The following is a 14,553-nucleotide window of genomic DNA, read 5'->3' as shown; positions in this document are numbered from 1 at the left end:
ACTAATGGGGAGTAACCAATGAAAAACCTGATTCTGACCACTGCAGCACTGGCGCTGACCGCAGGCATGGCAATGGCCGACACCGTCCGCATGGGGACCGAGGGCGCCTACCCTCCGTATAACTTCATCAATGACTCCGGCGAGATCGACGGGTTCGAGCGCGAAGTCGGCGATGAACTGTGCAAGCGCGCCGGTCTGGAATGCGAATGGGTCAAGAACGACTGGGATTCGATCATTCCGAACCTGGTTTCGGGCAACTACGACACCATCATCGCGGGCATGTCGATCACCGATGAGCGTGATGAGGTTATCGACTTCACCCAGAACTACTTCCCTCCGGCGGCATCGGCTTATGTCGGGGCATCCGAAGGTGTTGACGTAAGCAGCGGCATCGTAGCGGCGCAAACCGCAACGATCCAGGCCGGCCACGTGGCCGAATCCGGCGCGACCCTTGTCGAGTTTGCAACCCCTGAAGAAACCATCGCTGCGGTTCGCAACGGCGAGGCTGACGCTGTATTTGCAGACAAGGACTTCCTGGTGCCGATCGTCGAAGAATCCAGCGGTGAACTGGTATTTGTCGGCGACGATGTTCCGCTTGGCGGCGGCATCGGTCTCGGTATCCGTGAATCCGACGGCGAGCTGCGCGGCAAGTTCGACGAAGCCATTACTTCGATGAAGGCGGATGGCAGCCTGAACGAGTTGATCATCAAGTGGTTCGGCGAAGGCGTTCCGACATACAACGCTGACGGCTCAGTCGTTACCAACTAAAAACTCTGTCTGATGGTTCGGCGCCTCTTGGCGCCGAACCTGTCTTGGCCCCGCGCCGGATCCGACGTTCGAAAGACGCCTTATGTTCTCCTACTGTACCGATCCCGACACGCTCGGCACTTTCCGCTGGTTTTCCTGCTATCTGACCAATGGCGTGCATTGGTCGTTTTATCTTTCGTTCGTCAAGGTACTGGCCCTTCTGGCTGTCACCGCCCCTGTCGCGCTGAGCTTTGGTTTCGCAGGAGCCATGGCCGCCCGGTCACATTTCCCACCGCTCAGCTGGCTGGGCAAGGGGTATATCGCCATCGTTCGAGGCGTACCCGACATCGCGTTTTTCCTGTTCTTCGTGATTGCACTGGATCAGGCGTTCGAATGGACCCGCCACAAGGTCTTCTGCCCCGACTGGACCGATCCGATTCGACAGGGCAATGATTTCATCGTCTGTCAGGCCGCCAAGCTGCCGTTGGGCACTTCGCCGGAATGGGTGCATGAAACCTATGGGTTCTTTCTGGCCATCATCACATTCTCGATCGTATTCGGTGCATTCGCCGCCAACGTTCTGTTTGGGGGGATGCGCGCCGTGCCGCACGCCCAGCTTGAGACCGCCGAGGCCTATGGCATGACCCGCCGTCAGACCTTCTGGCGCGTGCTTGTTCCGCAAATGTGGGTCTATGCCCTGCCCGGATTGTCGAACCTGTGGATGGTGCTGATCAAAGCCACGCCCCTGCTGTTCCTGCTGGGGATTGAGGATATCGTCTACTGGGCGCGTGAGCTGGGTGGCACCAAGACGTCGAAATTCACGCAATACCCGCATGGTGACTGGCGCATGTGGTATTTCCTGTTCCTCCTGCTTTTCTATTTGGGCATGACCCGAGTATCCGAAATCGGGCTTGAACGACTGATGCGGCGACTGTCGCACGGTCAGGCAACATCCGGCGGAGAATTGCTGCGCAAGGAGACCACCGCATGAGCTGCCTGCAAACCATCCAGGACTATGCCCTGCGTTCGATCGGCTTCGGCGAGCGCCTGCTGCCGCGCAACGATTTTACCTTGTGCGAACAGTTCACCCTGATCGGATCGGGGATGATCTGGAACGTCTATTTCGGCCTGATGGCGCTGGCGACCGGGTTCTTTCTGGCCACCGCACTGGCCGTCGGCAAGTCGTCCGCCAACAAATGGCTGCGCAAACCGTCTGAATGGTTCATCTTCATCTTCCGGGGATCGCCGCTGTTCATCCAGTTCTTCTTTGCCTATTTCTTCTTCCTGTCGCTGAAGAAATCCTACCCCATGTTCGACGCCTTGACCTCGGCATGGCTTGGGGCGCTGATCGTTCTGTTCCTGAACACGGCCGCCTATACGGGCGAAATCTTCTATGGCGCCCTGCGCTCGATCCCAAAGGGCGATATCGAGGCGGCCGACGCCTACGGTCTGACCGGGTGGTCCCGTTTCCGCCGCGTTGTCTGGCCTACGATGCTGCGCCTAGCATGGCCTGCCTACACAAACGAGGCGATCTTTTTGTTCCACGCAACCACGCTGGTGTTCTTCTCGGCCTTCCCGGCCTGGCAACAACGCGGAGACGCGTTGTACTACGCCAGCTATTTTGCGGACAAAACGTTCAACCCGTTTGTTCCCTATCCGATTCTGGCCTTCTATTTCATCCTGCTAACACTGGTGATCGTCTGGGGGTTCGGCAGGGTGAACAAGCACCTGAACCGGCACCTGCCGCAGGCCAAACGGTCCAAAATGCGGCTTCGCCTGAATCTGGCGCGTTAACAAACGCTTTTGAATCAATGACCGGGTCTGGACAACTAGGCCCGAACGTCTATTGGCCCTAGCCCGATGCGGGTTAGGTTGCGAAAATCCGTACCTGAGAAAATAGGGAGAAGTGGTACCGCCTCCCTGGCTTGAACAGGGGACCTCTGGATCCACAATCCAGCGCTCTAACCAACTGAGCTAAGGCGGCACTCGTGAGGGGCGATGTACCGAACGCGCAGCGGGATTGCAAGAGGATTAAAGCTGAATTCTCCAGCTTTGTTCAACCAGATCGACGCCGAATGAATGCACCGGTTTGCTGCCCGTCAGTTGCCAACCGTGCGCCTTGTAAAGCGCGCACGCGGCCTTGTGGCTTTCATGCGTCCATAAGACCATTTCCTTGTAACCGGCAGTGCGCGCAAAGCTCATGCAGGTGTCCAGTAGCCGTTTGCCCAGCCCCTGCCCTCTTGCTTGCGGCACAAGCAGAAACAGCCGCAGCTTTGCCGTGTCACGGTCCAGCGACACGCAGAAAATACTTCCCAGCCTTTCGCCCGCCTGTTCAACAATCCAGCCGCGTTCCCTGGCCGGATCATGCGATGCGGTAAATGCGTCCAGAATACCGGCAACAAGCGGTGCAAATGTGTGGTCAAAGCCTTCGTCGCGCGTGTAGAGACGGTCGTGTTGGTCAACCAGCCACGATGCGTCGTCGGAACGAAACGGTCTGATAAGCGCATCTTTCATAAGCCATCTGACCGCAAAGGCGACTTGATTCTCAACCCTTTGCGCGCTAGCACGAATGCTCAGTCCCGGAGGCACTTATGGGCATCAATACCGAACGCGACATTCAGGCTAACCTGCAGATCGGTCCGACCGATCACGGCATGGTCCGCCTGTTCATCGAAGCCGATGGCGTCGAGATTCCGATGGATTTTGACCCGGAAGAAGCTGAAGAAATCGCGGAAGAAATTCTGGCCGCAGCACAGGCTGCCCGCGCGGTTCAGGGCTGAGCCTTTACAGCCTGGGGTCGCGAAAAGCGTGCAGCCTGCGGGCGCTGTCCATGGCAAATTTCTGGATCATCTTTTTTCTCCGCGCCGGGGCAACCTTGTCCTCTGGCGCCATTCGGACGATTTCTGCATCATAGGCATCGGCAATGATCAGGCCGGTTTCCGGCGGCAGCATCTCGGTCGGGAATTCGGTATCGACGGCCCAAAAGAAGCGGTCGCACCACTCCAGATAGCCGTGCCACTTGGAATCCGACTGATAGTCCACCCAACTGGATTTGCATTCAACAACCCAAAGCTCGCCCTTGGGGCCAAGCCCCATCACGTCCACACGCAATCCACGCGCGGGAACAAATTCTTCAATTGAAACATACCCGTGGGTCAGAAGGTGGCGTGAAACCCCGCGGGCCAGTTTCTGGCCGGGCTGCATTTCCAGTGTCATTCAAAATATGTGAACAATTCATGAACAAATATCAAGCCCCTCAAACATGTTGACATGATACCATTCAGTATCATAAAAACGTGATACCAATCGGTATCTCTTTGAGGTGACCAATGAACACACAAACACAATTTGCATTCCGGGCGCTGGCCGACCCTACCCGCAGAGACATTGTAAGAATGCTGGCATCGGAGGATCTGACGATAGGCCAGTTGACGGACCGGTTCGACATGACCCGAGCTGCCGTCAAGAAACACCTGACCGTTCTGTCCGATGGCGGTCTGATTACGGTCGAGGCGCGCGGGCGAGAGCGCATCAACCGCCTGGAACCCCAAGGCATGGCACCCGTTCTGGACTGGTTCAGCTATTTTGATCAGTTCTGGGATGACCGTCTGAACAATCTGAAGGAAGCTATTGAAGGGAAAAAGAAATGACCAATGCTGTTTTGCAAAAGACAATCTTCCTGCGTGCCGAACCTGAAACGGTTTGGGCCTATCTGACAGATCCTGACCGCTTGGCAGAGTGGTTTCACAAACCCAAACACCCCCTGACCGAGGGCGGCAAGCTGGAGATGTTTGGAACCACCAGCGGCGATCTGCTGATCTGGGGTGAAGTCAAAAAGGCACGCCCTTTCGAATACCTTGAATACACGTTCACCGTGAAGCCGATGGGAGACGCCGTCAGTATAGTAAAATGGACCCTGGAACCCGTTGCCGGGGGCACGAAGCTTGGCCTGCTGCACGAAGGCCTGCCACAGGGCGCCGAGGCCTACGGCCTGATCCTGGCGCTGGATAACGGTTGGGATGAACATTTCGGCAAGATGCGCACCGCATTGCACGAAACAGTTGATGCCTGACCCCTTGTGCAAACCCGCTGCAACCCCTACTTAGGCGCGTGGCGGGTTCTGCCCTTCTTGTGACTGGTAGCATTCTGGTGGCCTTAAGCAATTCCGAGGGGGCTGGCTCTGTTCAGGTCCTGGCCTGATTACCCGGCGCCCACCTGTACATACAGGTCCTCGGGAATCACACCGCACGGTTGACTGGTGGTCCCGCCACATTTTCCGCTAAAAAATCAGCGCTCTGCGCCAGTTTCCTGCTTCACCAAGGCGGGTTCAAATTTGTGGACAACCGGGGTTCCCCGGCGTGGCCCCTGCGGCTTTTCCGCCATGCTCATGACGGCATAGGCAAATTGCACCCCGGCAAAAACGATTCCATTCATGAACCAGATCATCAGCAATGCAATCAGGCCAAGTTCCGACCCGGTGATCAGATTGCGCAGATTGGCGACGTTGAAAACCAAAAGCACCGTAACGAAAGCCGCCGAGATGACAAATCCCCAGGCAACCTGAGTGATGTACAACCGTATCAGTTTGGGCATGGCGGGCCTCCTTGCGCTCTGACATTCAGTCTAGCGCTTGTCGGTCGCCGGTAAAGGCGTCAGAACGCCTCGGGCTTGGCCTCACGCGCCATGTGATCCAGAACGGCGTTCACGAATTTCGGCTCCTTGCCTTCCGGGAAAAAGGCCCGTGCTACATCGACGAATTCGGTGATTACCACTTTGGGCGGCGTGTCGCTTTGGGTCAGTTCGGCGCCTGCGGCGCGGAAGGTTGCACGCAAAGTTGGGTCGATGCGCGCGATGGGCCATTTCGCGACCAATGCGCGATCGGTCATCTGGTCGATCGGCGCCTGATAGTTCACGGCATCATCCACGAGCTTTCGAAAAACGCTGATGTCGCCATCCAGCATTTCTTCGCCCTCGTAAACTGCGCCAAACCGGTGATCCAGAAACTCATTAACAACCTGTTCGGTCGTTTGTCCCGACTGCTCCATCTGGAACAACGCCTGCACAGCGTAAAGCCGGGCGGCGGATTTCATCAAGCGTTTCTGGTTGGCCGGTTTCGGCGCGTCTGTCTGGGTCATGCTGTCGTGGGTCCGTTGCTGTCGCCCGCCACAAGGATGGACTCGGACGGCGGCTTGAAGCCGACGCCCTTTTTGGAAGAGCCCCACTTACGGCTGAGCGCGATCAGATGCAAGGCCGCAGCGGCCGCTCCGCCACCTTTATTCATCTTTTCAGGGTTTGCGCGGACTTCTGCCTGATCGTCATTCTCGACAGTCAGGATACCGTTACCGATGCACAAGCCCTGCAAGCCCATGAGCTGAATGGCCCGGCTGGAATCGTTGCATACCGTTTCGTAATGAGTGGTCTCACCGCGGATAACGCAGCCCAGCGCGACATAGCCATCAAAGTTGCACTGACGATCGGCCATGGCGATGGCGGTTGGGATTTCCAGCGCACCGGGCACCTCGACAACCTCGCAAGTGCCACCTGCCGCTTTGATCTCGGCCTTGGCTCCGGCGATCAGGTTGTCGGCAATCGCGCGATAAAAAGGCGCGGCCACGATCAGCAGTTTCACCGGTTCATCGAATGTCGGCGTCGGCAGAACGCCATGTTTGTCTTGTTCAGCCACGATCAGTCATCCTTGAGTATGGAGCGGGTGCCGACGATGGACAGGCCAAACGCATCGAGCCCCAGATAAACGGTTTCCGGCGAGTCCGTCAGCAACACCAGTTGCTGAACGCCCATCTTGGACAGGATCTGCGCGCCCAGACCGGTTTGCTTGATGGTGCGCGGGCCTTCGTCCTCGGCCGCATACAGCGAGTTGCGCGGCTGGCGGAACAGGCACACGACCCCACGCCCTTCCTCGGCGATTTTCTCCATCGCCCGGGGCAGTTCCCGCGACGATTTCGGACCTAGGCCCAGGATGTCCGGCGCTTCGTGCAGGGCGTGAGTTCGGGTCAGGACAGGCTCGGGCGTGGTAATGTCGCCCTTGGTCATGACCACATGTTCAATACCGTGGGTCTGGTCCGTGAACAGACGCATCTCCCACTCGCCGCCATATTCCGACATCACCATTTCGCGTGAGGTTTCGACCACCAGGTTGTCATTGCGTGACCGGTACGCGATCAGATCGCTGATCGTACCGATCTTCATGTTGTGCTCTTTGGAAAATGCGACCAGATCGGGCAGGCGCGCCATGGTGCCGTCCTGTTTCATGATCTCGCAGATCACGCCCGAGGGGTTCAGCCCCGCCAGACGCGAAATGTCCACGGCGGCCTCGGTATGACCGGCACGCACCAGCACCCCGCCCCGCTTGGCCCGCAGCGGGAAGATGTGACCGGGGGTGGCGATTTGCGCCATCGTGTTCTGCTCATTGATTGCGGTCGACACAGTTAGTGCGCGGTCAGCTGCGGAAATACCAGTTGATACACCTTCACGCGCCTCGATCGACACGGTGAAGGCGGTTTCATGCCGGGACGAGTTGTTCACCGCCATCATCGGCAGGCCCAGCGCGTCGACCCGTTCGGCGGTCATCGGCAGGCAGATCAGGCCGCGCCCGTGGGTGGCCATGAAATTGATTGCCTCGGCATCCGCGAATTCGGCGGCGATGACCAGATCGCCCTCGTTCTCGCGATCTTCGTGGTCGACCAGGATATACATCCGGCCTTTGCGCGCCTCATCGATGATTTCCTCGATCGGACTTATCGCGTCACGCAACTGGGCCTCGACCGGACCGGGGGTTTCAAAGCTCATGGGGCAGCCTTTCGCAAGAGCACGTATGAGCGGCTGGATAGACCACCATTCGCCCAAAGGCCAGACCACATGCGGCGTCAGCGGACCAGAACGCGGCGTTGTTCGGCCTTTAAGTTCAGGACATTTCCGCCAGCCGCGCAACATATCTGGCCAACGTGTCGATCTCAAGATTGACGCGGTCGCCCATTTGAACATCACCCCAGGTCGTGACCTCCTTGGTGTGCGGGATGAAGTTGATCCCAAAGTCGCAACCTTCCACCGCGTTGACAGTCAGCGAGGTGCCGTTCAGGGCAACCGATCCCTTGGGCGCAATGAACTTGGCCAAATGCTCGGGTGCGCGCAGTGTGACACGGGTGCTGTCGCCCTCGTCTTCAATGCCAACCACCTCAGCGACCCCGTCCACGTGGCCCGAGACGATATGCCCGCCCAGTTCGTCTCCAACCTTCAAGGCGCGTTCAAGGTTGACACGCTTGCCAACCTGCCAGGCGTCGAGGTTGGTTTTTGACACGGTTTCAGCACTGATCTGGACATCGTACCAGTCGTCGCCCAGCGCGATAACGGTCAGGCAGACCCCGTCGCTGGCAATCGAAGCGCCAAGATCGATGCCCGCAGTATCATAGCCGGTGCTGATCCGGGCCCGCAGATCGCCTTGCTGTTGCAGCTCGGTGACAGTGCCAACATCGGTGACGATCCCTGTGAACATTCTGTTAACCCTCAGTTCCTAACCTGTGTCTCGCTTCCACAGCCGAGGTAAGCCCAAGCGGCTTCCCGGGCAAGCCCCGGCTTGCCGGGAAATCGCCAAACGGGCATAGTTTTGACAATTAATACGAATACAGCAGTCCCGATGACCCACCTGCCCCATGCCCCGGATCGCCGTGTGTTCCTGTTTCTGCAGGGACCTCATGGCCCGTTTTTCAACGCCCTTGGGCGCATGTTGCGCGCATCCGGCGCGCAGGTCTGGCGCGTCGGCTTCAATGCCGGCGACCACGCGTTCTGGTTCGATCGCTCAACCTACATTCCGTTCCTGGACAAACCAGAGCATTGGCCGGAAACCCTGACCCGGTTGATCAACGACCTCGATATCACAGACATCGTACTCTATGGCGACACGCGTCCGATCCATGCTCAGGCAGTCGAAATCGCAAGGGAAAGGGGCATCACCGTCCACGTGTTCGAAGAAGGCTATCTGCGCCCCTGGTGGGTCACATATGAACGCACGGGCTCGAACGGAAATTCCCGGCTGATGGACCTGAACGTTGACCAGATGCAGCAGGCCCTGGCCCAGTCAGATACGCAATCACCACCACCGTCCCATTGGGGCGATATGAGGCAACATATCTTTTACGGTGCCCTGTATCACTGGTTTGTACTCTTCCTGAACCGCCGCTATCGCAATTTCAGACCTCATCGGGACCTGCCGGTATCGAAGGAGTTTCGACTGTACTTCAAGCGTTTGTCCCTTATGCCATTTCACCGGCTACAGCGGATCTGGGCAACGACCCGCGTTCGGCTGGGCGGTCACCCCTATCACATGGTCCTGCTGCAACTGGGTCATGACAGCTCGGTTCAGGCGCATTCCGGGTATTCCTGCATGAGCGATTTTCTGGATCAAATTCTCGAAGGTTTCGCAAAGGGCGCGCCAAGACATCATCGGCTGGTGATCAAGGAACATCCGCTGGAAAATCATCGCGAACCATTGCGGCGACGCGTACGTGAACTGTCGGCCCGGTACGGGATTGACGATCGCGTCTACTATGTTCCTGGTGGCAAGCTTGCCGGACTTCTGGATGATGCGAATTCTGCGGTCACGATCAATTCGACCGCCGGCCAGCAAGTGTTATGGCGCGGCATTCCCCTGCGAATTTTCGGCAAGTCCGTCTATGACAAACCCGAATTCGTGTCCGGGCAGGCCCTGACTGCTTTCTTCGCGAACCCGGTCGCCCCTGACAGCGGCGCCTATCGGATCTATCGCCGGTTTCTTCTGGAAACCAGCCAGGTGCCCGGTGGGTTCTATTCACGCCGGGGGCGGCGGCAATTGTTGCGACGGGCTGTCGACATGATGTTGCGGCCGCAAGATCCATATCAAACAGTTCTGTCAGGCAAAGCGGCGCTGACGCCACAGTTGAGAATCGTTCAGTGAATCTGGACGGTTGTTTCTGGAAGTCACACCACATTGCGGGTAGCCTGCGCAGAAAGAAAGATAATTGAGGTATATCGGCAGTGAAGCGCTTTCCAATCCGGTGGATACGGGGGGTAACTCTCGTGGCGGCTTGCGGCTTTCTGGCTGCGTGCCAGCTTCCTAAATCCGGCCCGAACAAATCTGAAATCCTTGCAGGTTCTGTGCAGAATGGCGGGAATGCATTTGTCGTGGAAGTGGATGACCGCGTTGCCAAGGCAACATCTGCCGTGCCCCAATACGGCTTCTCTGCCGCCTTCAGCACTGCCCCGAACCTGACCGCAGACACCGTTCGCCCCGGCGATGTTCTGGGGCTGACAATCTGGGAAAACGTGGATGACGGCTTGTTGGCCAGCGAGACGGGACCGGCCACGACACTCGACGAAGTTCAGGTCGACAGCGAAGGCTTCATCTTTGTTCCCTATGCCGGTCGTTTGCGGGCTGCCGGCAACACACCGGAAGAGTTGCGCACCCTGATCACCAGCAAACTGCAGGACCAGACCCCGGATCCGCAGGTCGAAGTTCGTCGTGCTGCCGGTGACGGCTCGACCGTGTCCCTGACCGGAACCATTGGCGCACCGGGGATCTACGCGATCCAGCGCCCGACCCGCTCATTGTCCGGGATGCTGGCGCAGGCCGGCGGCGTCACTGTCTCGTCCGACATTGCGCTAGTCACGCTGATCCGTGGCGATCAGCGCGGGACAATCTGGTACGATGATCTGTTCCGCAACCCCAAGCTGGACGTCGCCCTGCGCGGTGGCGACCGCATTCTGGTTGAAGAAGACAGCCGCTCCTATATCGCGCTGGGTGCAACCGGAGGGCAATCCCGCGTTGCATTTGACAGTCAGGACCTGTCCGCGCTGGAAGCCCTGGCGCAGGTTGGCGGTCTTCAGTCGCTGTCGTCGGACCCTACCGGCATCTTCGTTCTTCGCAAAGAACGTCAGGATGTGGCGCGCAATGTGATGGGCCGGGCAGATCTGCAAGGGGATCAAAGGTTGATCTATCTGCTTAATCTGACGGCTCCGAACGGCCTGTTCATTGCGCGGGACTTCGTGATCCGCGACGATGACACGATTTACGTGACCGAAGCGCCCTATGCGCAATGGAGTAAGTCTATTTCGTTGATTGCGGGTGGCCTGACCCCGATCGCCAATGTCGCAACACTGACCGGCTACTGATGTATGTTGCCGCAAGAGGACACCGCAGCCGGGGCTGAACGCACCCGGCTGTTTGCCTACAACGGCGGGTTTCTCACATCACGGCGCATCTGGCGGATACTGTCTCTGGCCGGGTTTGATATTCGTCTGGGCCTGCCGAAGCCCGGTGATCTGGTTGGTGTCTGGGGCAACAGCCCAACCGCGCATCGCGGGCTGAAGATCGCGTCGAAGCACCAGACACCGGCATTGCGGGTCGAGGATGCCTTTCTTCGGTCCTTGCACCCGGGGCGCTCAGGCGAACCGCCGCTGGGTTTGCTGCTGGACCGTTCAGGTCTGCACTTCGACCCTGATCAACCGTCGGATCTGGAAACCCTGCTGGCCAGACATCCGCTGGACGACACGGCCCTGCTGGACCGTGCGCGCGGCGCGATGGCGCGAATGCAGGAACTGCACCTGAGCAAGTATTCAGCCTTTGATCCAGACGTCCAAGCCCCGGACCCCGGCTATGTTCTGGTTGTCGACCAGACCATGGGCGACGCCGCCGTAACTGCCAGCAAGGGGGACACGGCCCGCTTCCGCGAGATGCTGGTCATCGCGCAAGAGGAAAACCCGGGTGCCGAAATCCTGATAAAGACACATCCGGAAACGCAGTCAGGGCACCGGCCCGGCCACTTTACCGATCAGGACCTGTCTGGCAGGGTGCGGTTTTTCAATGATCCGGTCAGCCCCTGGACCCTGCTGGAAGGCGCGATTGGTGTCTACACACTGTCTTCACAACTGGGGTTCGAAGCCATTCTCGCCGGCCACAAGCCCCGGGTGTTCGGGCAGCCCTTCTACGCCGGATGGGGGCTCACTCAGGATGAAACACCTCTTGCAAGACGCCAGAGAAACCTGACCCGCGCGCAATTGTTCGCCGCTGCGATGCTGCTTTATCCAACATGGTACGATCCGTACCGCGACCAGTTGTGCGAGCTTGAGACCCTGTTAAACACGCTCGAGGCGCAGTCACGCGCCTGGCGGCAGGATCATGGCGGCTGGACCGCATCGGGCATGCGACTGTGGAAACGACCGCACTTGCAGCGGATGTTCGGCCGACAGCGCAAAATTCGTTTCACTGCCGATCCTCCTGGCGCTTCGCAACGGCCTCATATGGTGTGGGCCAATCAGGCGCGGGATCTGGACGGCGTTACCAGGGTTGAAGACGGGTTTTTACGATCACGGGGGCTGGGCGCCAATCTTGTGCCTCCGCTGTCGCTGGTGACGGACGATCTGGGAATTTACCATGACCCGACGCGCCCCAGCCAACTGGAAAACCTGATCACGGCCCGGGAAAACCTGCGACCCGATCAGGCGCTCCGGGCCGAGCGGCTGGTTACCCAAATCATCTCGAACAGTCTGAGCAAATACAATACCGGCACCCACCCGCCCGAATTGCCGGTCGGGCACCGCATCCTGATCCCGGGTCAGGTCAAGGACGACGCCTCCATCCTGCTGGGCTGTGGAACCGTGCGCTCGAATTTGGACCTGCTAAGGGCTGCGCGTGAAGCAAACCCGGACGCGATCCTGATCTACAAACCTCATCCAGATGTCGAGGCGGGTCTTCGGGAAGGCGCAATCGAAGCCGAAGGTCTGGCAGATATCATTGTTCCGCACACAAACCCGGGCATTCTGTTGCCACAGGTACATGAGGTCTGGACCATGACGTCACTCATGGGGTTCGAGGCCCTTTTGCGTGGTGTCCCGGTGACAACGCTTGGCGCGCCATTCTATGCTGGATGGGGTTTGACGCAGGATCTGGGTACAGTTCCCGCCCGGCGAGGCGCGCGACCCAGCCTGTCGGGTCTGGTTCATGCGGTCCTTATCGACTACCCCCGCTATCTGGATCCGAAAACAGGCCTGCCCTGCCCGGTTGAGGTCGTACTGCAACGACTGGCCGAGGGGTATGATGCTCCACACGGGCCTTTGAATCGTCTGCTGTCAAAGCTTCAGGGTGCATTCGCAACCCATGCTCACCTGTGGCGCGGGCGCTAGCGCAAGGCCCGCGACCAGCGATGCAAAATATCACCGCCAACAGCGCGTGTTTCGATCAGGTCGAACCGGGGCGCTTCGTTCAGTTTATCAAGACCCAGCGCCCCAATCGCAGACAGGCCTTCCGCACCGATGGTCAGCCCGGCACTGAACCCGACCAGTTCATCGACCAGATCCGCCGCCAGTAACGATGCGGCCAGAGCGGAACCGCCTTCGCAAAAGATACGTGTCAGGCCGGCATGTCCAAGCTGCTGCAACAGGTCCGCCGGATCAATGTGGTGTTCCTGCAATGCACACGGGATCAGGCGCGCACCCATGCCCTGCCAGGCATTGGCACGATCCGGATCCGGATGCGGGCCGTGACATATCCAGACAGGAACGTCAGAGGCTGTGCGCGCAAGCTGCCCCATCAGCGGCAGGTCCAGATGGCGCGATACAACGACCCGAACCGGCTGTGACGCAATGCCCAGATCACGCACTGTCAGGGATGGGTCATCCGCACGCGCGGTGCCCGCGCCGATCAGTACCGCGTCGTGATGCGCCCGCATGGCGTGGACCAGACGCCGCGCTTCGGGTCCAGTAATCCACTGGCTATGACCGCTGGACGTTGCAATCCGCCCGTCAAAACTGCTGGCCAGTTTCAAAGTTACAAATGGGCGGCCCTGTTCGGTCTTCAGAAAAAAACCCGCATGGGCCTTGGCCGCATGTTCATCCAGCACGCCGGTTGTCACTTTGATACCGGCCTCACGCAGCATGGCCAGGCCCTGCCCGGCCACACGCGGGTCGCTGTCTTCGATGGCTGAAACGACCCGCCCCACGCCGGCGTCAATCAGGGCCTGCGCGCAAGGAGGTGTTTTGCCATGATGGGCACAAGGTTCTAGCGAAACATAGGCGGTTGCGCCATGCGCGGCATCTCCGGCCTGTTTCAGAGCTTCGGTCTCGGCATGAGGGCGCCCGCCCGGCTGCGTCCACCCGCGACCGACGATCCGGCCATCACGCACGATGACACACCCTACGGAAGGGTTGGGCCAACACGTGCCTTGCCCGCGCTGACCCAAGGATAAAGCCAGCGCCATATATCGCTTATCTGTTTCGCTCACTCGTCCGTCGAAGGCTGCGGCGGGCGCAGTTCGTGGACAAACTCCTCGAAATCATCGGCCGCCTGGAAATTCTTGTAAACGCTCGCAAAGCGAACATACGCCACCGTATCAATCCGGGCCAGCGCTTCCATGACGATTTCACCGATTTTGTTGGACGGGATATCCGTGTCGCCCATGCTTTCCAGGCGCCGCACGATACCCGAGATCATCTGATCGATCCTGTCCGGATCGATGGGGCGTTTCTGCATCGAGATCCGGATCGAACGCTCCAGTTTATCCCGGTCAAAATCCTCGCGCTTGCCGTTGGTCTTGATCACCACAAGATCGCGCAACTGCACCCGTTCATAGGTGGTAAAGCGTCCGCCACAGGCCGGACAGAACCGCCGCCTGCGGATCGCGACGTGATCCTCTGCCGGGCGTGAATCCTTGACCTGAGTATCGATATTTCCGCAAAACGGGCAGCGCATCCGCCGTCTCCTCGTCCCTTGTTCCGCCTCTTTTTGTAAGCGCTGCGGCTTACTTATCCACAACTATAGGG

18 protein-coding genes and 1 tRNA gene are annotated in these 14,553 nt (G+C 58.9%); 9 read left to right on the top strand and 10 right to left on the bottom strand.

The features are described 5' to 3' along the window. The first annotated feature begins 18 nt into the window (after window positions 1–18). The 3 genes from ACR0MI_RS16630 to ACR0MI_RS16620 all read left to right on the top strand — a co-directional run bounded on the left by ACR0MI_RS16630 (window position 19) and on the right by ACR0MI_RS16620 (window position 2,541). Window positions 19–768 (top strand): transporter substrate-binding domain-containing protein, encoded by a 750-nt coding sequence (locus tag ACR0MI_RS16630; protein ID WP_170616571.1) that lies wholly within the window; start codon window positions 19–21, stop codon window positions 766–768. Between the two features lie 82 nt (window positions 769–850). Continuing rightward, complete coding sequence (locus ACR0MI_RS16625; RefSeq protein WP_170616573.1) at window positions 851–1,738, top strand: ABC transporter permease subunit; 888 nt, start codon at window positions 851–853, stop codon at window positions 1,736–1,738. Then, a complete protein-coding gene (locus tag ACR0MI_RS16620; RefSeq protein ID WP_170616575.1) occupies window positions 1,735–2,541 on the top strand; it encodes an ABC transporter permease subunit in 807 nt (268 codons plus the stop codon). The genes ACR0MI_RS16625 and ACR0MI_RS16620 overlap by 4 nt, the downstream gene beginning before the upstream one ends. A 113-nt stretch (window positions 2,542–2,654) precedes the next feature. On the opposite strand, the gene ACR0MI_RS16615 is transcribed toward ACR0MI_RS16620, so the two are convergent. Both ACR0MI_RS16615 and ACR0MI_RS16610 read right to left on the bottom strand, forming a co-directional pair. Beyond that, window positions 2,655–2,731, bottom strand: a tRNA-His gene (locus ACR0MI_RS16615). 47 nt (window positions 2,732–2,778) lie between these two features. After that, window positions 2,779–3,261, bottom strand: a complete 483-nt coding sequence (locus ACR0MI_RS16610) for a GNAT family N-acetyltransferase (RefSeq protein ID WP_170616578.1) — start codon at window positions 3,259–3,261, stop codon at window positions 2,779–2,781. Window positions 3,262–3,338: 77 nt separating this feature from the next. On the opposite strand from ACR0MI_RS16610, the gene ACR0MI_RS16605 reads away from it, so the two are divergent. Beyond that, window positions 3,339–3,527, top strand: coding sequence for a DUF6324 family protein (locus tag ACR0MI_RS16605; protein ID WP_170616580.1), 189 nt, complete (start codon window positions 3,339–3,341; stop codon window positions 3,525–3,527). Between the two features lie 4 nt (window positions 3,528–3,531). Here ACR0MI_RS16605 and ACR0MI_RS16600 read toward each other — a convergent pair whose 3' ends face one another. Next, window positions 3,532–3,963, bottom strand: a complete 432-nt coding sequence (locus tag ACR0MI_RS16600; protein WP_170619748.1) for an MmcB family DNA repair protein — start codon at window positions 3,961–3,963, stop codon at window positions 3,532–3,534. Window positions 3,964–4,076: 113 nt separating this feature from the next. Here ACR0MI_RS16600 and ACR0MI_RS16595 point away from each other — a divergent pair, with 113 nt between their 5' ends. Together ACR0MI_RS16595 and ACR0MI_RS16590 are read left to right on the top strand one after the other, a co-directional pair. Beyond that, window positions 4,077–4,397, top strand: a complete 321-nt coding sequence (locus tag ACR0MI_RS16595) for a metalloregulator ArsR/SmtB family transcription factor (RefSeq protein ID WP_170616585.1) — start codon at window positions 4,077–4,079, stop codon at window positions 4,395–4,397. Beyond that, window positions 4,394–4,819, top strand: coding sequence for an SRPBCC family protein (locus ACR0MI_RS16590; protein WP_170616588.1), 426 nt, complete (start codon window positions 4,394–4,396; stop codon window positions 4,817–4,819). The genes ACR0MI_RS16595 and ACR0MI_RS16590 overlap by 4 nt, the downstream gene beginning before the upstream one ends. Before the next feature lie 215 nt (window positions 4,820–5,034). On the opposite strand, the gene ACR0MI_RS16585 is transcribed toward ACR0MI_RS16590, so the two are convergent. The 5 genes from ACR0MI_RS16585 to ACR0MI_RS16565 all read right to left on the bottom strand — a co-directional run bounded on the left by ACR0MI_RS16585 (window position 5,035) and on the right by ACR0MI_RS16565 (window position 8,257). After that, complete coding sequence (locus ACR0MI_RS16585) at window positions 5,035–5,340, bottom strand: hypothetical protein (protein ID WP_170616590.1); 306 nt, start codon at window positions 5,338–5,340, stop codon at window positions 5,035–5,037. Window positions 5,341–5,399: 59 nt separating this feature from the next. After that, window positions 5,400–5,882 (bottom strand): transcription antitermination factor NusB, encoded by a 483-nt coding sequence (gene nusB, locus ACR0MI_RS16580; RefSeq protein ID WP_170616592.1) that lies wholly within the window; start codon window positions 5,880–5,882, stop codon window positions 5,400–5,402. Continuing rightward, window positions 5,879–6,430: a 6,7-dimethyl-8-ribityllumazine synthase gene (locus ACR0MI_RS16575; protein WP_170616594.1), complete on the bottom strand. Its 552-nt coding sequence runs from the start codon at window positions 6,428–6,430 to the stop codon at window positions 5,879–5,881. Before ACR0MI_RS16575 ends, nusB begins: the two co-directional genes overlap by 4 nt. 2 nt (window positions 6,431–6,432) lie before the next feature. Beyond that, a complete protein-coding gene (gene ribB / locus ACR0MI_RS16570) occupies window positions 6,433–7,554 on the bottom strand; it encodes a 3,4-dihydroxy-2-butanone-4-phosphate synthase (protein ID WP_170616597.1) in 1,122 nt (373 codons plus the stop codon). Window positions 7,555–7,669: 115 nt separating this feature from the next. Continuing rightward, entirely contained in the window at window positions 7,670–8,257 is a 588-nt protein-coding gene (locus ACR0MI_RS16565) for a riboflavin synthase (RefSeq protein WP_480854921.1), read from the bottom strand. Between the two features lie 141 nt (window positions 8,258–8,398). Here ACR0MI_RS16565 and ACR0MI_RS16560 point away from each other — a divergent pair, with 141 nt between their 5' ends. From ACR0MI_RS16560 to ACR0MI_RS16550, 3 genes are all read left to right on the top strand, one after another. Further along, window positions 8,399–9,694: a capsular polysaccharide export protein, LipB/KpsS family gene (locus tag ACR0MI_RS16560; RefSeq protein WP_170616603.1), complete on the top strand. Its 1,296-nt coding sequence runs from the start codon at window positions 8,399–8,401 to the stop codon at window positions 9,692–9,694. An 80-nt stretch (window positions 9,695–9,774) separates the two neighbouring features. Further along, the gene (locus ACR0MI_RS16555; protein WP_170616605.1) at window positions 9,775–10,908 is read left to right on the top strand and encodes a polysaccharide biosynthesis/export family protein; all 1,134 of its coding nucleotides are present in this window, start codon (window positions 9,775–9,777) and stop codon (window positions 10,906–10,908) included. A gap of 3 nt (window positions 10,909–10,911) precedes the next feature. Beyond that, a complete protein-coding gene (locus ACR0MI_RS16550; RefSeq protein ID WP_170616607.1) occupies window positions 10,912–12,918 on the top strand; it encodes a capsular polysaccharide export protein, LipB/KpsS family in 2,007 nt (668 codons plus the stop codon). Here the strand turns inward: ACR0MI_RS16550 and ribD are convergent. After that, window positions 12,915–14,015, bottom strand: coding sequence for a bifunctional diaminohydroxyphosphoribosylaminopyrimidine deaminase/5-amino-6-(5-phosphoribosylamino)uracil reductase RibD (gene ribD, locus ACR0MI_RS16545; protein WP_170616609.1), 1,101 nt, complete (start codon window positions 14,013–14,015; stop codon window positions 12,915–12,917). The two genes, ACR0MI_RS16550 and ribD, sit on opposite strands and share 4 nt — an antisense overlap. Next, window positions 14,012–14,482 (bottom strand): transcriptional regulator NrdR, encoded by a 471-nt coding sequence (gene nrdR / locus ACR0MI_RS16540; RefSeq protein ID WP_039525240.1) that lies wholly within the window; start codon window positions 14,480–14,482, stop codon window positions 14,012–14,014. Before nrdR ends, ribD begins: the two co-directional genes overlap by 4 nt. Window positions 14,483–14,553 lie beyond the last annotated feature (71 nt).

This window comes from Ruegeria sp. D4, from assembly GCF_056534475.1.
This window is presented reverse-complemented; position numbering and strand designations above follow the sequence as displayed.